The organism is Winogradskyella sp. PE311, assembly GCF_046545555.1.
Classification (GTDB): Bacteria; Bacteroidota; Bacteroidia; order Flavobacteriales; family Flavobacteriaceae; genus Winogradskyella.
In genome coordinates, this window is sequence record NZ_JBHZTH010000004.1 from 243,918 (window position 1) to 264,752 (window position 20,835).

The 20,835-nt window shown below is 33.3% G+C and carries 17 protein-coding genes; 8 read left to right on the forward strand and 9 right to left on the reverse strand.

The genetic code is table 11. The features are described from left to right. Window positions 1-59: 59 nt before the first annotated feature. A complete protein-coding gene (locus ACFWU4_RS13740) occupies window positions 60-2,123 on the reverse strand; it encodes a S9 family peptidase (protein ID WP_411128848.1) in 2,064 nt (687 codons plus the stop codon). 76 nt (window positions 2,124-2,199) lie between these two features. On the opposite strand from ACFWU4_RS13740, the gene ACFWU4_RS13745 reads away from it, so the two are divergent. Both ACFWU4_RS13745 and ACFWU4_RS13750 read left to right on the forward strand, forming a co-directional pair. Further along, entirely contained in the window at window positions 2,200-2,520 is a 321-nt protein-coding gene (locus tag ACFWU4_RS13745; protein WP_411128850.1) for a YbaB/EbfC family nucleoid-associated protein, read from the forward strand. A 230-nt stretch (window positions 2,521-2,750) separates the two neighbouring features. Continuing rightward, complete coding sequence (locus tag ACFWU4_RS13750) at window positions 2,751-3,920, forward strand: hypothetical protein (protein WP_411128852.1); 1,170 nt, start codon at window positions 2,751-2,753, stop codon at window positions 3,918-3,920. Window positions 3,921-4,370: 450 nt separating this feature from the next. On the opposite strand, the gene ACFWU4_RS13755 is transcribed toward ACFWU4_RS13750, so the two are convergent. The 3 genes from ACFWU4_RS13755 to ACFWU4_RS13765 form a co-directional block, all read right to left on the reverse strand. After that, the gene (locus ACFWU4_RS13755; RefSeq protein ID WP_411128854.1) at window positions 4,371-5,519 is read right to left on the reverse strand and encodes an ATP-grasp domain-containing protein; all 1,149 of its coding nucleotides are present in this window, start codon (window positions 5,517-5,519) and stop codon (window positions 4,371-4,373) included. 95 nt (window positions 5,520-5,614) lie between these two features. Then, window positions 5,615-6,634, reverse strand: coding sequence for a threonine aldolase family protein (locus ACFWU4_RS13760; protein ID WP_411128856.1), 1,020 nt, complete (start codon window positions 6,632-6,634; stop codon window positions 5,615-5,617). Between the two features lie 46 nt (window positions 6,635-6,680). Further along, window positions 6,681-9,083 carry a zinc-dependent metalloprotease gene (locus tag ACFWU4_RS13765; protein ID WP_411128858.1) on the reverse strand — a complete coding sequence of 801 codons (2,403 nt, stop codon included), beginning with the start codon at window positions 9,081-9,083 and terminating at the stop codon, window positions 6,681-6,683. A 103-nt stretch (window positions 9,084-9,186) separates the two neighbouring features. Here ACFWU4_RS13765 and prfB point away from each other — a divergent pair. From prfB to ACFWU4_RS13790, 5 genes are all read left to right on the forward strand, one after another. Beyond that, window positions 9,187-10,297, forward strand: a protein-coding gene (gene prfB, locus ACFWU4_RS13770; protein ID WP_411128860.1) for a peptide chain release factor 2 whose coding sequence is annotated in 2 segments (ribosomal slippage) — window positions 9,187-9,249 and window positions 9,251-10,297 — 1,110 coding nt in all. Because the reading frame shifts where the segments join, the coding sequence is not laid out codon by codon here. Next, window positions 10,298-10,915 (forward strand): HAD family hydrolase, encoded by a 618-nt coding sequence (locus tag ACFWU4_RS13775; protein WP_411128862.1) that lies wholly within the window; start codon window positions 10,298-10,300, stop codon window positions 10,913-10,915. Window positions 10,916-10,918: 3 nt separating this feature from the next. Next, complete coding sequence (gene arsC, locus ACFWU4_RS13780) at window positions 10,919-11,260, forward strand: arsenate reductase (glutaredoxin) (protein WP_411128864.1); 342 nt, start codon at window positions 10,919-10,921, stop codon at window positions 11,258-11,260. Between the two features lie 2 nt (window positions 11,261-11,262). Continuing rightward, on the forward strand, window positions 11,263-11,721 hold the full coding sequence (locus tag ACFWU4_RS13785) for a hypothetical protein (protein ID WP_411128866.1): 459 nt from the start codon (window positions 11,263-11,265) through the stop codon (window positions 11,719-11,721). Window positions 11,722-11,837: 116 nt separating this feature from the next. Then, a complete protein-coding gene (locus tag ACFWU4_RS13790; protein ID WP_411128868.1) occupies window positions 11,838-14,366 on the forward strand; it encodes an outer membrane beta-barrel protein in 2,529 nt (842 codons plus the stop codon). Window positions 14,367-14,375: 9 nt separating this feature from the next. Here the strand turns inward: ACFWU4_RS13790 and ACFWU4_RS13795 are convergent, their stop codons facing one another. Continuing rightward, the gene (locus ACFWU4_RS13795; RefSeq protein WP_411128870.1) at window positions 14,376-15,038 is read right to left on the reverse strand and encodes an HAD family hydrolase; all 663 of its coding nucleotides are present in this window, start codon (window positions 15,036-15,038) and stop codon (window positions 14,376-14,378) included. Window positions 15,039-15,120: 82 nt separating this feature from the next. On the opposite strand from ACFWU4_RS13795, the gene ACFWU4_RS13800 reads away from it, so the two are divergent. Then, window positions 15,121-15,282 (forward strand): hypothetical protein, encoded by a 162-nt coding sequence (locus ACFWU4_RS13800; protein ID WP_411128872.1) that lies wholly within the window; start codon window positions 15,121-15,123, stop codon window positions 15,280-15,282. A 4-nt stretch (window positions 15,283-15,286) separates the two neighbouring features. Here the strand turns inward: ACFWU4_RS13800 and acs are convergent, their stop codons facing one another. Genes acs through ACFWU4_RS13820 form a run of 4 tightly spaced genes read right to left on the reverse strand, consistent with a single transcriptional unit; the run spans window position 15,287 to window position 20,589 of the window. Further along, a complete protein-coding gene (acs, locus tag ACFWU4_RS13805) occupies window positions 15,287-17,194 on the reverse strand; it encodes an acetate--CoA ligase (protein WP_411128873.1) in 1,908 nt (635 codons plus the stop codon). Window positions 17,195-17,239: 45 nt separating this feature from the next. Then, window positions 17,240-18,937 carry a sodium:solute symporter family protein gene (locus tag ACFWU4_RS13810; protein ID WP_411128932.1) on the reverse strand — a complete coding sequence of 566 codons (1,698 nt, stop codon included), beginning with the start codon at window positions 18,935-18,937 and terminating at the stop codon, window positions 17,240-17,242. A gap of 19 nt (window positions 18,938-18,956) precedes the next feature. Further along, window positions 18,957-19,211 carry a DUF4212 domain-containing protein gene (locus ACFWU4_RS13815; RefSeq protein ID WP_411128875.1) on the reverse strand — a complete coding sequence of 85 codons (255 nt, stop codon included), beginning with the start codon at window positions 19,209-19,211 and terminating at the stop codon, window positions 18,957-18,959. Further along, window positions 19,198-20,589 (reverse strand): alanine/glycine:cation symporter family protein, encoded by a 1,392-nt coding sequence (locus ACFWU4_RS13820; protein WP_411128877.1) that lies wholly within the window; start codon window positions 20,587-20,589, stop codon window positions 19,198-19,200. Before ACFWU4_RS13820 ends, ACFWU4_RS13815 begins: the two co-directional genes overlap by 14 nt. Between the last annotated feature and the right edge of the window lie 246 nt (window positions 20,590-20,835).

Sequence of the window (20,835 nt, forward strand, 5' to 3'; positions counted from 1 at the left end):
GTATAAAATTTAAAAAAATTACAACCCAAAACCTCGCAAAACTAATACTTTTTTTCGAATTAAATTGAAATACCTTCTAAATCTAATAGAAAAGCAAATTCTTCTGCATCTTCTTTTAAACTTTCAAATCTCCCAGAAGCGCCTCCGTGACCTGCATCCATGTTAGTTTTTAGATACAATTTATTAGTGTCTGTTTTCATCTCCCTTAATTTAGCAACCCATTTCGCAGGTTCCCAATATTGCACCTGAGAATCATGAAAACCAGCAGTAACTAACATATTAGGATAATCCTTACTTTGTACGTTATCATATGGAGAATATGACTTTATATACTTATAATAAAGTATATCATTAGGATTTCCCCATTCGTCATATTCACCTGTCGTAAGAGGAATTGAATCGTCTAACATAGTCGTAATAACATCCACAAATGGAACAGCTGCAATAATACCATTATATAATTCTGGTGCCATATTAATAATCGCGCCCATAAGTAATCCTCCTGCACTTCCGCCCATTGCATATAAATGTTGAGAGGATGTATAACGCTCTTTTATTAAATGAATAGAACACGCTACAAAATCTAAAAAGGTATTCTTCTTATTTAATAATTTACCATCCTCATACCATTGACGTCCTAGATATTCACCTCCTCTTACATGAGTAATTACATATATAAAACCTCTATCTAAAAGACTAAGTCTTATTGATGAAAAGTAAGGGTCTACTGTAGATCCGTAACTACCGTAAGCATATTGTAATAAAGGGTTAGATCCATCTTTTTTAATACCTTTTCTATAGACAATTGACATTGGTATCCTAGTACCATCATCTGCCGTTGCCCAAATTCGCTCAGATATGTAGTTGTTTTTATCAAAATTACCGCCTAAAACCTCTTGCTCTTTTAATATATTTTTAGTTTTAGTACGCATATTAAATTCTATCACAGATGAAGGTGTTGTAATGGCATTGTATCCATAACGCAAAACTTCTGTATCAAACTCTACATTTGTGCTTGTGTATGTTGTATATGTTTCATTATCAAATGGCAAATAATAGTCAGAACTTCCATCCCATCGTTTTATTCTTATTTGATTTAGGCCATTGCTTCTTTCGCTTATTACTAAATACTCTTTAAATATATCAATACCTTCCAGCAAAACATCTTTACGATGAGCAATTACTTCTCTCCAACTTTCGGACTTAGTGTCATTTTCCGGAGTCTGCATTAATTTAAAATTAGTGGCTTTATCCTTATTTGTAAGAATGTAAAAATAATTATCGTAATGCGAAATACTATATTCTAACCCTCTAATTCTGGGTTGAAATATTCTAAATCTTCCTTCGGGATTATTTGCATCGAGAATATGATACTCATTTGTTAATGTACTATAACAAGCAATTATAATATACTTTTTAGATTTACTTTTATATACAGCTACGCCGAACGTATCATCACCTTCTTGAAAAACAAGCTCATCTTTACTTTGATCGCCCAAGCGATGTTTATAAATTTGAAAAGCTCTTAAAGTAACTTCATCTTTCTTAGTATAAAATAGAGTTTGATTATCATTTGCCCAACTGGAAGAGCCTGTGGTGTTTAATACTCTGTCTGATTTAACCTCATGAGTTTTTAAATCCTTTATATAAATCGTATAATTACGTCTACCTGTAGTATCAATACCATAGGAAACTAAATTATTATCTGGGCTAATACTGATTCCTGCTAATTTAAAATAACTATGGCCCTTTGCCATTTTATTACAATCAAATAACAATTCCTCCGGATTTTCTAAAGTATCTTTTCTGCGCGTATATATGGGGTAGTCTTTTCCTTTTTCAAACTTAGAAATATACCAGTAACCATTATACTTATAAGGAACTGAAGCATCGTCTTCCTTAATTCTCGATTTCATTTCTTCAAACAATTCCTTCTGAAAAATCTTTGTATGAGCCATTTGCTCATTACAATAGTCATTCTCTGCATTAAGATAATTTATAACTTCAGGATGTTCCCTATCCTTCATCCAAAAGTAATTATCTACGCGCAAATCTTCATGAGCCTTAAGTTCCTGCGGAATTTTCTTAGCAATCGGTGGTTTTAATTCAGAATTTTTTATCATTTGTTTAAGAAAAAATTAATCTAAAAAGAAGGGCAATTTAGTAATTTTGTTGCGTATTAATTTTAAAAACATAATTATGTTTGGAGATATGATGGGTATGATGAGCAAATTAAAAGAAGCTCAAAAGAAAGTAGAAGCGACAAAAGAACGCTTGCATACAGTTTTGATTGATGAAACCAGTAACGATGAAAAGTTAAAAGTTACAATAACCGCTAACAGAACTATAAAAACAATAGATATTAATGATGAATTGTTATCAGACAAAGAGATGTTAGAGGATTATCTCATATTAACAATTAACAAGGCAATTGAAAAAGCAACACAGATTAATGAGTCAGAAATTGCTGCAGTTGCTAAGGAGGGTATACCTAATATTCCTGGTATGGATTTAACCTAGCTACTACAACGTTTTCGTGATTTAAATTAGGGTCTTAAGTACAATTTAATAGAGCACTTTTCTTTAAGTTTTTTAGTTGAAAACATCCCACAAATGCACAAAATAACGACAAAACGTTATTCATAGAATCTATATCTAATAGTTTGGTATTTCATCTAAAAATAAAACTCAATAAAATGTTAAAATATATATTTGTGACGTTATTAATGCTATTAACCTAATTTTTAATTATGAAACAATTATTTAAATTATGCACGCTTGCAATACTTGTTGTATTTGCATCTTGCGAAAAAAATGAATCTACTGAGGATCTTACTCAGGAAACTCAACAAGCTCAACTAAACTTTAAAGCTGATGGAAGTGTTATCGGTGATGGAGAAGAAGATTTAGAGCTTATGTTTAATGAAGATAGCGAAAAATTAGCTACACCTTCATTTATGGCTGGTACAATGTTTAATTCTGTAGCGGAATGCACAGCAGACTTATTAGACACAGGACTTGACGCAACAGTAAACATTGAAGTAGTTGCTAAGCCTGGAACAAATGGATACTTTGATGTATCTCTAGATGGTGGTGATGTTGTACAAGCTTATTGTTCAGATAGATTACCAAGTCTTGGTGCTGATGATGACTTTTTAGATTTCACGCCAGTATCTAGTTATGACACTGCTATTTTAGAAGGTGGTCTTTACGAAGATGTATATACTAATCCGCAAAATTTTGACAAAGTAAATTGGATTATCAATAATATCGATATTAGTGAAAGTTCAGAATACACATACGGACATGTTCAGTATGCTATTTGGAGATTAATTGAAGGTCCTTATGATAACGACTTTACTGTTTTCTTAACACCTAATCCAGGTGAATGGAACGATTCTGTTGATAACGCTTTAGGTGATGCTATTTATCTTGATGCAGTTGCAAATGGTGAAGGTTACACACCTGGTTGTGGAGAGAAATTAGGAGTACTTCTTATTCCTGAAGATCCTGCTAACGTTCAAGCCTTATTAATTGCTAAAGAAATACCAACTCCAGAAGTTGAGTGTCAAGATTGTTTAGGTAAAGTAACTGATTTATCATTACAATGGAATTGGCCAAATGACTACAGAGTAAGAGTTTACCAACGTTATGAGAATACATGTTGGGCTGTAAAAGTATTTGATGATGTTGTAGGTCTTAACGATGAAATCGCTATTAATGGTGCAAACCAAAATGGTACAATCGGTAAGTGGGCTTATGTATTTGTTGGTAACTGCTACTATACAAAGTTTAGAACTGATTGTAACCTAAATATAGGACCTGGTTACAAGCGTGGTGTATTAGAAGTAATCGGGGGAACAAGTTCTCTTGGTGGAGAATTATGTGAATACGAAGTACCATACCACTACTGCTGGTAAAATTTAAGAATCCCCTAACACTAATAAATATTTAAGTGTTAATAATTTATCTAAAGGAGATTGCTGTAAAGCAGTCTCCTTTTTGATTTGCATAATATTAGAGAAATATATTGTTAAGTTTTAATAACTTTTCAAAAAACATACTAGAACAAAACGCAATCCATTGTAAGTAGATATTTAGTTTTATTCAGGTGCCTAAGGATATTTAAATGAAATTTTATTTTTTAATAAAATGAGCATTATACTTAATTTATGATTTTGATTGACACATAATCATAGACAGTTGTTTGGAAATAGTTTTTTTAATAAAAAGTGACTTGAACTCAATACTAAGGATAAGTAAGAAAGTAATAATATTACTTTTGTTAGATAAAATCAATTTCTTTAAAATTTAATTAATTAAAAGAAATTCTTATGTTGAGATAATGAAAAATAAAGTGAAGTATTAATTTAATTCTGCCGTTTCTTAGTTTTTTTTACTACTACATTTTTAGTCCTCCAGACAAATCTACATAAATCAGGTATAGGGTCTTTAATTACAAATACAAGAGACGTATTGTTTTTTAAATAACTATAATTAAATATCATTGAGGGATTCTTAAAAACCTCTCTTACTAAGCCTTTGAGATTAAGGTAAGGAATTGTCTTATATTCCTTAGTGTAAATTTTTCTACTTAAAGTAAGTAAACAATGTAAATATGGGAAATTGACATTTGCTATTGCAGAAGCATCAATATTTATCCAATATCTAGTGTTAACTTCAATTATTTTAAATTCTTTAGAATTTTCATCATACCTACAATCTATATTTGCAACACCAGTCCAATCTAAACTCACCATTAATTTTTTAATTAACTCCAATAATTCAGGTTGTTTAGTAAAACAAAAACTTGTTTGAGGTTCCAAATCGGTATTGTGAGTACTTTTTACACATTGAATAGTATGCGCAATAACTTCACCATTATCGCAAATAACGTTACAACATATATCATAACCTTTTATATAATTTTGATAAATAGAATTACAATTATATTTAACATATTTACAGTACGTTTTTACATCTTCATTAGAATTAAGAATTTGTATTCCATTTCCTCCACTAAATCCAATTACAGGTTTTGCAATTACTGGAAAATTTAATTCTTTTAGACTTTCATATGCACCTGCTTTAGTAATAATGCTTTTTGGTGTTGGAAGTTTGTGTTTAATTAGATGTAAATATAAACTGTCTTTGTGCCTCGCAATATTATAATTACTCAATTTGGGTGAAACACAAAGCTTATTTTTATCTTTTACTAAATTTTTATTTCTAATTAGTGTTTCAATACCTCTATCGAAAACTGGCATAATAATATCGATATTATGGTGCTCTACTTGATTATTTATTTCACTAACCCATTCTTCATCATTTGTCTTTTTGTAGTAAGATATATGATTTACATGTCTAGAATATTTTAAGTAGTTCTGTTTAACAGAGGACATTAAAAATATAGTGATATCCTTTTCTATAGATAAACAACGCACAACCTGTAATGTTAAAGGTTTATGATCTTCGCTATCTGGTATTAAAATAGAAATGCTCGACGGAGGGATATCCATTTACTTAACTTTAATTAAGGGTTTTTGCGAAAATATAAGAATAGTTTATAATGGCTAAATATTATCGTTGATGTGACACGGATTCACTGTAAATGTCATAGTGATTTTAGTTCTAATAGTAGTTTTTTATGCATCTCAACAGTATAATCTAAATGTGTCACTATTCTTAATTTATTACTACCCATTCCAATAATATAAATACCCTTTTTTTCTAGTTTTTTTAGGAACTGAGTTTCGTCAACATTATCATTAAGTTCAAAAATTAAAATATTAGTTTCAATAGGCTCTACCTTTTTTATATATTTTAAAGTAGATAATATTTCACCAATCTCTTTCGCTTTTATATGATCATCCGATAAACGCTCAAAATGATGGTCTAAAGCATACAAACCTGCAGCAGCGGCAAAACCAACTTGTCGCATTCCACCGCCTAATATTTTACGAACTCTTATCGCTCCTTTCATAATACTACTATTTCCGATAAGAACAGATCCCATAGGACAACCTAGACCCTTACTTAAACAAACAGAAATAGTGTCAAATAAGTCCCCATATTGTTCAGGACTTTCACCTTTAGCTATTAATGCATTCCATAGGCGTGCACCATCTAAGTGATAACCTAAATTGTTGTTAGTGGCGACTTGTCTTATTTTTCTCAATTCTTCATATTCCCAACACGCTCCGCCACCTTTATTGGTTGTGTTTTCTATAGCAATTAAAGAAGTTAGTGGACTGTGATAAAAATCAGGTGGATTTATTGAAGATTCGGCTTGTTCAGCAGTAAACATTCCACGATGACCATCGATGAGTTTACAGGAAATCCCACTATTAAAAGATGCTCCACCACCTTCGTAGTTATAGATATGCGCATATTTATCGCAAATCACTTGTTCACCGGGATTAGTATGCAATTTTAAAGCTGCTTGGTTTGCCATACTTCCTGTTGGGAAGAATAAAGCTTCATCCTTTCCAAACATTTTTGCTAATCGCTTTTCTAAAGCATTAACTGACGGATCTTCTTTATACACATCATCTCCTATTTCTGCCGTTAGCATGGCGTCAAGCATTTCTTTTGTTGGCTTGGTAACTGTATCGCTTCTTAAGTCTATAATCATATCAATTTCCTCCAAAGGCAGGAATCTTTTTAGTTATTATTTTATTCTAATTTGGGTTATAATTACAAATATCACTTCCTATTGGTGATCCATCTGGTATTTTCGGAGAACTCTCCAGTTTAAACTTTTCTGGATGCTCATAAAACTCTTTTACCATTAAACTGTATTGATATTGAATATTTTCTAAGCCAAAATTTTTCTGAGCAACATCTCTAATCGCCTTATTAGCAATGGCCTTGACCTGAATATAAGATTGATTATTCACAGCCAAATTCATTAAATACTTCAAAACATTTGCATTAATTTGATGTTGTATTTCTGATAAATAAGAATCTTTATTATCGATATTAAAAGAACTATTAATCAATTGCTCTATAACTTCTTCTAAACCTATTTGCTTACCATCTAAACTCTTTTGAAGCACCAAGCGGTTAGCGCGCTCTGGGTGTAACAAATACTTCAGAGTCATATCACTTGCTGTGTTTGCAGCACTTAATGGATCAAAAGCAACTCCTGTTTTACCTTTAAAAGACTCACGGGATCGACTATACCCAAAAGCTCTTGGTGGAAACAAGCTTAATTTCTCTTTAGGAATCGCCAAAGTTTCAGCATTTATAGTTCTTAAAATAGCATCTAAGGTGTTTTTTTGAGTTTTACTGTCAATAGATTTTGTTGTGAATTGCCCATCACCTTTTACAGAATAATTATAATCTAAACCACCAATAACCTTAGTAGCAGCTTCCACCTGAAAGCGATGATAAAAATACAACGGTACAAAAACGTCTTCCAAAACAGAATAAGGCTCGTAACTTTTTATATTATCTTTCGAAAAATTCTGTATGGCAACTTTTCGTAACGCTAACACAGCATTTAATTCTTCTTCAGCCGTTTTACCATTATCCCATAAATGCGCTAAAGCATGCGCTCCGCCAGCAGCTCTTGCATCAGAATCTGTAATAAATCGTAGCTTATCATCTTGAGCCTTCTTGAGGATAGCATTTAAAACCTCTTTTTCGTTGACACCTTTATCAAATTCAGAATAACTATAAGCCACAGTTACTTTATCCCAATCTCCTATTCCTGTAGCATATGCGTTACTAAAGTCAATATCACCTTTATTCAATTCAATTTGCGGATGCGGATAATCCATTACTGAAGCTCTATTGTTAGTACTGGCCGCAAAATTATGAGCAAAACCTATAGTATGACCTACCTCATGCGCACTTAATTGTCTAATTCTGGCTAAAGCCATATCTAACATCGGTTGATAGTTGGTATCGCTTTCTGCAAAAGGTTTATTCATTAAGGCTTGAGCAATCATAAAATCCTGTCGAATTCTTAAGCTACCTAAACTCACATGTCCTTTTATAATTTCGCCAGTTCTAGGGTCTACAACACTACCTCCATAACTCCAGCCTCTTGTACTGCGATGTACCCATTGTATAACATTATATCTACAATCCATGGGATCTGCGTTGTCTGGTAACATTTTAACCTGAAAAGCATCTTTAAACCCAATAGCTTCATAAGCTTGGTTCCACCAACGCGCACCATCTAACAATGCAGAACGCACTGGTTCTGGAGTTCCTGGATCTAGGTAATAAACAATTGGTTCTACTGCTTCACTAATTTCAGCTTCTGGGTTTTTCTTCTCTAATCGGTGCCTAATTATAAAGCGTTTTTTAATATCTTCTTGTATCGGTGTTGCATAATCCATATAAGACATAGAAATTGCACCACTCCGAGTATCAAAAGCTCTTGGTTTATAGTTAGTATCTGGTAACTTAATAAAGGAATGATGCTGAACAACCGTAACTAATGATGTGGTGGGTACAACACTTCTAAGTTTTCTACCAGTAGGTTGACCTTTAAAAGTAAGCATCGCCTCAAATTCAACATTTTCAGGAAAAGCCTTAGTTCGCTCTAATTCTAAAGCGCTCTTTGACTTATCTACCTTATAGCTGCCTTCTTTACTCCCTTTTAAACGATTTGAAACACCATGCGCATCTTCCATTAAAAATGGAGTAAAATCTATAATGTAACTTCCATCTTTATGCGATAAAATTTTAAATCCAAACAATACAGACTTGGCAAATGCTTGTTCAATACTTTTTCGTTCTAAGTTGTTTTCTGTATTTGCTCTATAGTTAAGATTAGGTTGAATTAATAATAATTTATTTCCTGATTTTTTAAAATAAACTAACCGTTTACTCCCTAGTTGCCCCCTATCTAGACCTATATCATTACTTCCAATACCAGATGCTAATGAGTTAACATACAGAAATTCATCATTTAACTTTTCTACTTTAAGATACAATTTATCTGTACTCTCTTCATAATAAAAATTAAAATATCCATTATATGTTTTTAGATCTTTTTTATTTAAAATTTGTGCTTGAAAATGGAAACTAAAACACATAAAACTGAATAAAAGAAGTAATTTTTTCATGTCTAAATTATTAGTTTTTAAAATTACGGAATTTCTAAAAAACTGTTTCAAAATTATGGAGCTTTAATGAGGCATCTTATATTTGCAGAAACTACTTCAATTTATGATAACATCAGATCAAATTAAAGATCTTAATTCCCGTCTAGACATACTTAGACAATATCTTTGACTTAGATGCAAAGCTTATAGAAATAGCTAACGAGGAAGAACAAACCTTTGACCCTAACTTTTGGAATGATTCTAAAGCCGCCGAACTGGTAATGAAATCTATACGTGAGAAAAAAAGTTGGGTCAATGATTATAACGAAGCTAAATCTCTTTTTGAAGACTTAGAAGTGCTCTACGAGTTTTATAAAGAAGATGAGGCGCCAATGGAAAATGTTGAGGCACGTTTTGAAAAAACTCTAAATGCTATTGAAAAATTAGAGTTTAAAAATATGCTTTCTGAAGAAGGCGATAGTTTAAGCGCTGTTTTGCAAATTACAGCAGGTGCAGGGGGTACAGAATCTTGTGATTGGGCAAGTATGCTTATGCGCATGTATCTAATGTATGCCGAAAAAAGTGGATTTAAAGTTAAGGAGCTTAACCTACAAGACGGAGATGTTGCAGGTATAAAAACTGTAACTATTGAGATTGAAGGCGATTTTGCCTTCGGTTGGCTTAAAGGTGAAAATGGAGTGCATCGTTTAGTGCGTATTTCTCCTTTTGATAGTAATGCCAAAAGACATACAAGTTTTGCTTCTGTATACGTATACCCATTGGTTGATGATTCTATCCAAATAGAAATTAATCCTGCAGATATAGAAATTACCACAGCTCGCTCTAGTGGTGCTGGCGGACAAAACGTCAATAAAGTAGAGACCAAAGTGCAACTCTTCCATAAGCCTTCTGGTATTCAAATTCAATGTTCAGAGACGCGATCTCAACAAGATAACAGAACTCGAGCAATGCAAATGCTTAAATCTCAGTTATACGAAATTGAGTTACAAAAGCAAATGGCTCAACGTGATGATATTGAGGCTGGTAAGATGAAAATTGAATGGGGAAGCCAAATTAGAAACTATGTTATGCACCCTTATAAATTAGTTAAAGATGTGCGTTCTGCTCACGAAACAGGAAATGTGGACAATGTAATGGACGGAGATATCGAGCCCTTTCTAAAGGCTTATCTCATGATGATGGGACAACAAGAAGAAAATACAAATGCTTTATAAATGAAGAAGATTGATACAATTATATTTGATCTTGGTGGCGTTCTTATCGATTGGAACCCAGAGTATGTCTATCTAGATGTTTTTAATGGTGATAGACAAAAAATGCAATGGTTTTTTGATAATATCTGTACAATGGATTGGAACGAAAACCAAGATGCAGGATATCCATTACAAAAAGCAACTGAAGATCGTATTGCCTTATTTCCTGAATATGAAGAGCTTATTAGAATGTACTATAGCAGATGGGTTGAGATGCTTGGAGAAGCTTTAGAAGGCACTGTTCAAATTCTTAAAAGTCTAATAGATAACCCTAATTATAAAGTTGTTGCGCTAACTAATTGGAGTCATGAGACTTTTCCAATAGCACTAAAACGCTTTCACTTTTTGCATTGGTTTGAAGGCATATTGGTCTCAGGAGAAGAGAAAACTAGAAAACCATTTCCAGAGGTATACGAGCTTACGCTAAAGCGTTTTAATATAACAGCTGAAAATTCAATTTTTATTGATGATAATTTAAGAAATATTAAAGCTGCTGAAGCTTTTGGCATTAATGGCATACATTTTGAAACACCAGAAGCATTGACTGAAGCCTTAAAAACATATTCAATTTCTATTTAAATTATGATTACAATATATCACAATCCTAGGTGTAGAAAATCGCGTGAAGGTTTAGCAATTTTAGAAAATTCTAATCAAGAATTTGAGATCGTAAAATATCTCGATAACCATCTAGATCAAGAACAGCTAAGATCAATACTGGCAAAGTTAGATATTAAACCTATAAATTTGGTGCGTACTAATGAAGCCATTTGGAAATCTAATTACAAAGATAAAGCATTATCAGATCAACAATTAATTGAAATTATGATAGAACATCCTAAGTTAATAGAACGTCCAATAGTTGTTAATTCTAATAAAGCTGTGGTTGGTAGACCAGCAGAATCAATATTAAATATCTTATAGTTATGAAAAAGTTAGTCTTGTTATTTTTTGTGTTATTTCTAGGCTTTAATCTCTCTGCTCAGATGCGTCGTAATAGAGGCGCTAGACAAATACCACAAACTAATCAGCAACCATCAGATCAGGAAATTGCCAAGCGTGAGCGTATGATAGAAGAGCGTAAGGCAGAGTTTATTGCCAATTTTATTAGCACTCTAGAGGCTGATGACTTTCAAAAAGAAATAATTAAGCAATATTTAAACAGTTATTTCGATAAGAAATTAGCTGTTTTAAAATTACCATTCGAAAGAAGTTTTGAAAGAGAACAAGCTGTAAAAAAATTAGATGATTCTCATTTTTTAGAATTGGCAGAACTTATATCGGAGGCCGATATGCTAAAAATTAAAGGTTTAATAAAAGGAGAATTTGACGAAAAGGAACAAAAAAAGAAAAAGAAGAAGCGAAAAAGGAAAAATAAAAACTGATAGAAATAACCTATAACACTATAAAAAGTCAGTATTTACCTTTAACATAAGATTAACCTAAAGCATTTTAAGTAGGTTTAGTTTTGTTCATCTAACAAAAATACAAACCACTACGAATGAAGATTACTTCTTATTTCTCTTGTTTATTTTTATTATTAATTAATCTTGGAAACGCTCAGAAAGAAGTAAAAGTTCAGGGAATTGTGATGGAAGAAGGTTCTAATATTCCATTAGAATATGCTACTATTACTTTCAAAAAGATTACAGATAATTCTGTTGTAACTGGTGAGATAACAGATTCAAAAGGTAAATTCAGTATTGATGTACCTGTTGGTACTTATAATATATATGTAGAATATATTTCTTACAAAACAAAAGAATACCCTAATAAAACAATCGATAAAGCTATAAATCTAGGTACAGTAAGCTTAGCTTTAGATGTCGATACTTTAAACGAAGTGACAGTAGTAGCAGAGAGTACTACTGTAGAAATTAAACTCGATAAAAAAGTATATAATATTGGCAAAGATTTAACTACAGCAGGGGGCACAGTAAGTGACGCCCTTAATAATGTACCATCTGTATCAGTAGATGTAGAAGGCGCAATTAGTCTTCGTGGGAATGGTAATGTAAGGATTTTAATTAACGGCAGACCCTCTGCTCTTGCAGGTTTTGGTGATACTAATGTTTTAAGTCAGTTACCTGCGGAAGCCATCGAGCGCGTAGAGGTTATTACATCTCCATCTGCAAGATATGATGCTGAAGGAACAGCTGGTATTCTAAACATAATATTAAGACAAAAAGAAACATTAGGTTTTAATGGCTCTTTTACCCTAACTGGTGGTAATCCAGATAATATAGGTCTCAATTCTAGTATTAATTTTAGAACTGAAAAATTTAATCTTTTTTCTAATATAGGCTGGAGATATTTTGATTCTCCAAGATTTAGATTTAGCGATATAAACTATTTCGATAGAAATATTGATGGAGCTATTATTACACCAGAGTTTCGCAGAATACGAGAAGATCAAGATGTGGAGCGCCTAAATAGAAATTATAATGCCAACGTAGGAATAGAGTATTTTTTAAGCGAAAAATCGTCAATAACCGCTGGGCTTTTTTACCGATTTGGCAGTGATGCAGATTTGGCACTAAATACTAGTGAACGTTTTAACAATAATGCAATAGTAGAAGAAACACTAAGACGAGAAAAGGAGACAGAACAAGATAATAGTTATCAACTTTCAATAAATTATTCCAAAGAATTTGATGATGACTCTGATCATAAATTAACAGCTGATCTTCAGTTTGAAAAGGGTGATGAAGAGGGTTTTACATTCTTAAAAGAAGATTTCATTTCGACAAATCAGACTAATCCTGAACCTTTTCAGATAGAGCAAGAATTTACTATAGAAGATCAAACCGAACTTTTAGCACAAGCTGATTATGTATTACCTATTGGGAAAGGTGCAAGATTTGAAGCAGGCTATAGAGGAACTTTCGAAAATCAGATTACAGATTACAGACTAGAACAGGAAGATATTTCCAATGGAAATTTAATTGTTAATGATACCATTACAAACATTTTTGACTATGATGAAAATGTTAACGCCTTATATACTCAATATGGTACTAAATTTAATAAATTTTCATTCCTCTTAGGCTTAAGACTAGAACATACACAATTAAAAGGAGAGATTGACTCGCGCTTATCTAATGATGAATTAATCGAGGCTTTCGGCTTCCCAATACAAACATCCTTTGATAATAATTATTTAGGCTTATTCCCTACCCTTAATCTTATTTATAATCTTGGTAATGATGATTCTGATAGCGAAGAAAGTATAACTTTAGGCTATAATAGAAGGATTAATAGACCACGTGGCAGATTTATTAATCCATTTCCATCTCGTACAAGTAGAACAAATATATTTCAAGGAAATCCTAATTTACAACCCGCCTTTGCTAGCGCATTTGATATAGGTTATCTAAAACGTTGGGAAAAACTAACACTTACTACCTCTGTATATTATCAATATGAAACGGGCTCTTTTGAGCGTGTACAAGAAAACACTGGTCAACAAACAACAGATGGTATAGATATTATAAGAACCATACCTATCAACCTATCAAATAATGCACGTACTGGTGCAGAATTAGGCATACTTTATAACCCGAATAAATGGTTGCGTTTAAATTCTAGTTTTAACTTTTTTCAATTTGATACAGAAGGAGAGTTTAATGGTGTAGATTACAGTGCAAAAAACACAAGTTGGTTTGCTAGATTTAGTTCAAAAGTAACTTTACCATGGAAAATAGATTGGCAAACAAACGCTTCTTATCGAGGTGCAGAACAAGATGCACAATCTGATACGCAAGGACTATTCACTGTAGATTTAGCGTTTAGTAAAGAACTTATTGAAAATAAACTAACCATATCTGCAAATGTTAGAGACTTATTCAATTCTAGACGCAGACAGTCCACAACAACTACAGATTTCTTTGAAAGATATAGTGAATCTCAGTGGAGAGTAAGACAAGTTAATGTTTCAATTTTATATCGATTTAACCAACAATTAAAGAAAAACGAACGCTCTGGCAGAGGCGGAAATGGTGGAAATGACGATTTTGATTTTGAAGGCTAACCTTAATGCTTAGTATTTAAAAAATGAACTTTTCTTAGTAAAAGTGATATCTTTAAAATCCGAAATCACAATATTGGCCAAACTATAATCTTGTCCTGTAGAATGTTCGCTTTTAAATGCTGTACAAAATATACCTGCTGCATGAGCTGCTTTAATACCATTAGTAGAATCTTCTATAACCATACATTCTGATCTGTTATAACCCGTGAATTCAGCTGCTTTTATAAATATTTCAGGATGTGGTTTTGACTTTTTTAAATCAGCTCCACTAAATTTTCCTTTGAAATATGGATTGAGATTAAAACGTTCAAAGATTTGATTAATACCATTCATCGAAGCTGATGAAGCAACAACTAAAGTAATATCATTACTATGATAATCTTTTATAAGGTCAAAAACTCCATCAATTAAAGCGAGTTCTTCATCATTTTCAAATAAATATTTATAATGCTTACGTTTTAAATGCATTAAATGTTCTGGTGTATCAGTTAACTGAAAATGATCCACTAATCGCTTACAGATATTTATGGTAGACTGACCTGTAAAAGATTCGTAGAGCTCGGAATCTACATTGATACTTGCATCTTTAAACATTTGATGATAAGCCTTGCGATGCAAAGGTTCTGTATCGACAATAACGCCATCCATATCAAATAAAACTGCTTTAAGCATAATATTTATTAGTTTAGTCACGAAGATAGGAAAGTGACTATTCGAGTGCAAAAAGAAATCTCACTATTAATTAAAATATAATATGGCAAAAAAAGGACGCGAAAAAAATACCGCAAACAAAGCCAAGCACAGCAAACTTATTGCTCAAAAAAAGAATAAAATAAAATCTAAAACTGAACAGCGTAAAGCAAAATTAAAAGCAATTGTTGAAAAGGCTAAAGCTGATAAAACAAAAAAGTCTTAATAAGTTACACTACATTCTTTATAATATCGTCAACAACTTCAGGATTCAATAGTGTACTCGTATCACCTAACTGATCAGTTTCATTACATGCAATTTTCCTTAAAATTCTACGCATTATTTTACCACTTCTCGTTTTAGGCAAACCAACCGTAAATTGAATTTTATCGAGTTTTGCAATTGGCCCAATACGGTCTGTAATTAATTGATTGATCTCTTTTCTAAGATTATCATGGTTACGTCCTTCTCCACTGTCTTTTAGTGTTACATAACCATATAAGGCATTGCCTTTAACATCATGAGGAAAGCCAACAATCGCGGACTCTGCAACTGCAGGATGCTCATTTATAGCATCTTCAATTGGTGCTGTTCCTAAGTTATGACCAGATACAATAATAACATCATCTACACGACCTGTAATTCTGTAATAACCAACTTCGTCACGTAATGCACCATCACCTGTAAAATACATATTGTCATAAGCTGAAAAATAGGTGTCTTTATAACGTTGATGATTTCCCCAAATAGTTCGAGCTATTGATGGCCAAGGGAACTTTATACACAAACGCCCTTCTACTTGATTGCCATTGATTTCATTTCCACTTTCGTCCATTAGCGCAGGTTGTATTCCAATAAATGGTAATGTGGCATAGGTGGGTTTAGTTGGTGTAGAAAAAGGTATTGGCGTAATCATAATACCTCCTGTTTCAGTTTGCCACCAAGTATCAACAATTGGACTTTTCTTTTTACCAATATTTTCATCGTACCAATGCCAAGCCTCTTCGTTAATGGGCTCACCAACGGTTCCTAATACTTTTAAAGATGATAAATCATACTTTTCTACATGTTCTGTACCTTGCTTTGCTAAAGCTCTAATCGCGGTTGGTGCTGTATAAAACTGTGTTACTTTATGCTTTTCTACAATATCCCAAAAGCGACCAAAGTCCGGATAACTTGGCACACCTTCAAACATTACAGTTGTTGCCCCATTAGCCAAAGGTCCATACACTATATAGCTATGACCTGTAATCCAGCCAATATCCGCTGTACACCAATAGACATCGTTATCTCTATATTGAAAAACATTTTTAAAAGTATACGCTGTATAAACCATGTAACCAGCAGATGAATGCACCATTCCTTTTGGCTTTCCTGTTGAACCCGATGTATATAGTATAAAAAGCGGATCTTCTGCATCCATCAGCTCTGCATTGCAATCGCTATATGCTTCTTCTAAAAGGGGGTCTAACCAATAATCACGACCCGCTTTCATATTAATATTAGAATTGATGCGTTTTGCAACCAAAACTGATTGTATTCCTGGTATATCATTTAAAGCTTCGTCTACAATACCTTTTAAATCAATCGTCTTTGGACCTCTATAAGAACCGTCTGAAGTAATAACCATTTTAGCATCACAATCGTTAATTCGAGATGACAAAGCTGTTGCAGAAAAACCAGCAAACACAACTGAGTGCACTGCCCCAATTCTTGCACATGCCAAAATAGAAATGGCTAGTTCTGGGATCATTGGTAAATAAATACAAACCCGATCCCCTTTCTGAATGCCTTTTTCTTTTAAAACATTGGCAAACTTGCACACTCGAGCATAGAGTTGCTTGTAAGTAATGTGTTCAGCATCTTCATTAGGGTTATTGGGTTCAAATAAAATTGCTGTTTTATCTCCTCGTGTTGGCAAATGCCTATCAAGACAATTTTCTGTAATGTTGAGTTTCGCTCCTTCAAACCATTTCACTTCTGGTTTTTTAAAATCCCAGCTTAGAACATTATCCCATTTTTTCCTCCAAACAAAATGTTCTTCGGCAATTTCTTCCCAAAATTGTTCTGGATTTCTAACAGACTTTCTATAGACTTGAAAATACTCTTCAAACTGTTTTATGTGATAATTACTCATCTTTTTTTACTGTTGATTTGTTTATACGTTGAGGCGTTTAATTGTTTAATGTGTTGCCTCACCTGCCCCACTTGGTATCCTTATATCTTCAACAATATCTTGAACTTCTTGAGGAGGAGCTTTAGTAAATTTCATTATTGCAATTGATACTATAAAGTTAAGCATCATGGCGATAGTTCCAAAACCTTCTGGTGAAATTCCGAACCACCATTCACTTTTATTGGGTAAAACATCATCAAACCAACCTAACTTATATTTCATCATATATAAAAGCATGCTCACAATACCCACTATCATTCCGGCAATGGCACCTTCTTTATTCATGCGTTTATAAAAAATACCCAAAATAATTGCTGGAAAAAACGAAGCTGCTGCTAAGCCAAAAGCTAATGCGACTACTGCAGCTACAAAACCTGGAGGGTTAATTCCGAAATAACCAGCAACACAAACTGCTCCGACAGCAGACAATCGTGCAGCGATTAATTCACCTTTTTCTGATATGGAAGGCTTAATAATTTTCTTAATTAAATCGTGAGAAACAGAAGATGAAATGACTAATAATAATCCTGCAGCTGTTGAAAGCGCTGCTGCTAATCCACCAGCTGCAACTAAAGCAATGACCCAATTTGGGAGTTTAGCAATCTCAGGATTTGCCAACACCATGATGTCTCTATCGACCGTTAATTCATTTTTAGATGCATCAGCCACATAGTTAATCAGTCCATCCTTATTTTTGTCTTCAAAGATTATTAATCCTGTGGTTTCCCATTTCTTAAACCATTCTGGCACATCTGCATATGCCTGGTCAGAAACTGTTTCGATCATATTCGTTCTTGCAAATGCTGCTACTGCTGGTGCGGTTGTATAAAGAATAACTATTAGTAATAATGCAATTCCTGCAGATTTGCGAGCATCTTTCACACGCTTAACGGTGAAAAATCTAACAATGACATGTGGCAAACCTGCCGTGCCAACCATTAAGGCTAAAGTGATAGCAAATACATCTAATGTAGACTTAGAACCTTCTGTATATTCTGAAAAGCCAAGTTCTGTACTCAGGCCATCTAATTTATCTAGTAAATAAGTACCAGATCCATCACTTAATTCAGCACCAAAACCTAGTTGCGGAATTGGGTTTCCTGTCATCTGAATTGAAATAAAAATCGCTGGAACCATAAAAGCGAATATCAAAACACAATATTGTGCGACTTGTGTATATGTGATGCCTTTCATGCCACCAAGAACCGCATAAAATAATACGATAAGCATACCTATAATGACACCTGTATTTATATCAACTTCCAAAAATCTAGAAAATACAATACCTACTCCACGCATTTGGCCAGCTACATAGGTAAATGAAACTAGCAAAGCACAGAATACAGCTACTATACGCGCCGTTTTTGAATAATAGCGATCTCCAATAAAATCTGGTACTGTAAACTTTCCGAACTTACGTAAGTATGGTGCTAATAATAATGCTAGTAACACGTAACCACCTGTCCAGCCCATGAGATATACTGCTCCATCATAACCAGCGAATGAAATGATACCAGCCATAGAAATAAAAGAGGCTGCACTCATCCAATCTGCAGCAGTTGCCATTCCGTTTGCCAAAGGCGATACTCCACCACCTGCCACGTAAAATTCTTTTGTAGAGCCAGCTCTAGACCAAATCGCAATACCGATATACAGCGTAAAGGTAATACCGACTAAAATATAAGTCCAATTTTGAACATCCATTTCGGCTATGAGTAATAGTTTATTCATCATAACCGTATTTTTTATCGAGTTTATTCATTAATCTCACATATACAAATATGAGTACTACAAACACATACATAGAACCTTGTTGTGCAAACCAAAAGCCAAGTTTAAAGCCACCTATTTTAAAACGATTCAATTCATCTTTAAACAGAATTCCTGCACCATAAGAGACAATAAACCAAATCGCTAATAAAATTAAAACGTATTTAATGTTTTCTCGCCAATAGGCTTTTGCGTTATCTGTCTTCATTAGTATTAGATTTTAACCGTTTGGAATAGGCTTTCAGTTCAGCTATAACTTTAGGTGCTAAAATTATAGTCGCAATCATAGTTGGTATCGCCATTAGAGCAAAAACACCATCTATGAGGTTAATCATCATGCTCAAACTTGTTGTGGCACCAAGTAAAATACTTAAGATATAAAAGTAATTATAGTAGTGTTTTTTATCAGCACCAAACAGAAACGACATACATTTAGTACCATAATATGAATACGAAAACAATGAACTCATACTAAACACTGCAATACATACTAATAAAGCATATTTTCCGTAATTAGGCATAACATCGGCGAACGCTGAAGCTGTAAGACTCACGCCATTATTATCTGTACTCTCCCATACACCTGTTACTAAAATAGCCAAAGCTGTTAGTGTACAAACAATTAAAGTGTCTATAGCAGGACCAAGCATAGCGACCAAACCTTCTCGTACAGGTTCGTCCGTTTTTGCCGCACCATGTGCCATTGGCGCTGTTCCAATACCAGCTTCATTAGAAAATGCTCCACGCTTAATACCATGCAAAATTAACGCTCCCAAAACTCCACCTAAAAAGGTATCATCCTTTGGATAATAATTGGCAGAAAAAGCATCAGTAAAAATGAGTTTTATGTAATACCATAAAACATCGCTATGTGTTACAAGGATTATAATAACTAGTATAAAATATAATACCACCATACTAGGTACCAAACGTGATGCTACAGTACCAATACGTTTTATACCACCTAAAATGACTAAAGCGGTTATACTCACTAAAATTATACCAATGAAAAGATTAGATGTTAAACCAACGTCCACTCCGTTTGGTATTAACAAAATATCATTTAAAGCTTGTGTAAGTTGATTAACATTAAAGACTGGTAATGCGCCTAGTAAACCACAAAAACTAAAAAATACAGCTAATGGTTTCCAAGATTTTCCCAAACCTTCTGTTATAAAATACATAGGACCTCCTTGTACCTCTCCAGCACTATCTTTACCTCTATATAATATAGCTAATGTAGATGTGAAAAATTTGGTAGACATACCAATCACGGCGCTAATCCACATCCAAAATACGGCTCCTGGTCCACCAATAGAAATGGCAACCGCAACACCTGCAATATTACCCATACCAACAGTTGCAGATAAAGCTGTAGTCAACGCCTGAAAATGAGAAATCTGGCCAGGATCATTTGGGTCGTCATATTTACCTCTCAGTACACTAATGGCATGCCCTAAATAACGAAAAGGCAAAAATTGAGAACGAATTAGCAAGTACAAGCCACCGCCTATCAATAAAATAAGCAATGGTAAACCCCAAGCTAAAGAAGAAAAATCACTAAGTAATTGGTTTAGAAACTCCATAGATTATAAATGTACTAAACCGATTAAACTTATGGTTAATTGTTTACAATTAATTTATAAACGCTATGTTAACCTATTGATTTTTAGACAGCAAAAAACTAACTTCGCTTATCGTCTGATATAAGTCATTAAAACGGACTCATATCATTAAAGATAAGCGTGCCTAAAATGTCATAAACGCTACATAGCATTTACGTTAAAGAATTAATTATCTAAGGGCATCTTCACTGAGAATTGAAAATGTAG

Coding starts and splice junctions, on each gene's coding strand:
- ACFWU4_RS13740 (WP_411128848.1), bottom strand. CDS start 2,123: ATGATAAAAAATTCTGAATTAAAACCACCGATTGCTAAGAAAATTCCG.
- ACFWU4_RS13745 (WP_411128850.1), top strand. CDS start 2,200: ATGTTTGGAGATATGATGGGTATGATGAGCAAATTAAAAGAAGCTCAA.
- ACFWU4_RS13750 (WP_411128852.1), top strand. CDS start 2,751: ATGAAACAATTATTTAAATTATGCACGCTTGCAATACTTGTTGTATTT.
- ACFWU4_RS13755 (WP_411128854.1), bottom strand. CDS start 5,519: ATGGATATCCCTCCGTCGAGCATTTCTATTTTAATACCAGATAGCGAA.
- ACFWU4_RS13760 (WP_411128856.1), bottom strand. CDS start 6,634: ATGATTATAGACTTAAGAAGCGATACAGTTACCAAGCCAACAAAAGAA.
- ACFWU4_RS13765 (WP_411128858.1), bottom strand. CDS start 9,083: ATGAAAAAATTACTTCTTTTATTCAGTTTTATGTGTTTTAGTTTCCAT.
- ACFWU4_RS13775 (WP_411128862.1), top strand. CDS start 10,298: ATGAAGAAGATTGATACAATTATATTTGATCTTGGTGGCGTTCTTATC.
- arsC (WP_411128864.1), top strand. CDS start 10,919: ATGATTACAATATATCACAATCCTAGGTGTAGAAAATCGCGTGAAGGT.
- ACFWU4_RS13785 (WP_411128866.1), top strand. CDS start 11,263: ATGAAAAAGTTAGTCTTGTTATTTTTTGTGTTATTTCTAGGCTTTAAT.
- ACFWU4_RS13790 (WP_411128868.1), top strand. CDS start 11,838: ATGAAGATTACTTCTTATTTCTCTTGTTTATTTTTATTATTAATTAAT.
- ACFWU4_RS13795 (WP_411128870.1), bottom strand. CDS start 15,038: ATGCTTAAAGCAGTTTTATTTGATATGGATGGCGTTATTGTCGATACA.
- ACFWU4_RS13800 (WP_411128872.1), top strand. CDS start 15,121: ATGGCAAAAAAAGGACGCGAAAAAAATACCGCAAACAAAGCCAAGCAC.
- acs (WP_411128873.1), bottom strand. CDS start 17,194: ATGAGTAATTATCACATAAAACAGTTTGAAGAGTATTTTCAAGTCTAT.
- ACFWU4_RS13810 (WP_411128932.1), bottom strand. CDS start 18,937: ATGGATGTTCAAAATTGGACTTATATTTTAGTCGGTATTACCTTTACG.
- ACFWU4_RS13815 (WP_411128875.1), bottom strand. CDS start 19,211: ATGAAGACAGATAACGCAAAAGCCTATTGGCGAGAAAACATTAAATAC.
- ACFWU4_RS13820 (WP_411128877.1), bottom strand. CDS start 20,589: ATGGAGTTTCTAAACCAATTACTTAGTGATTTTTCTTCTTTAGCTTGG.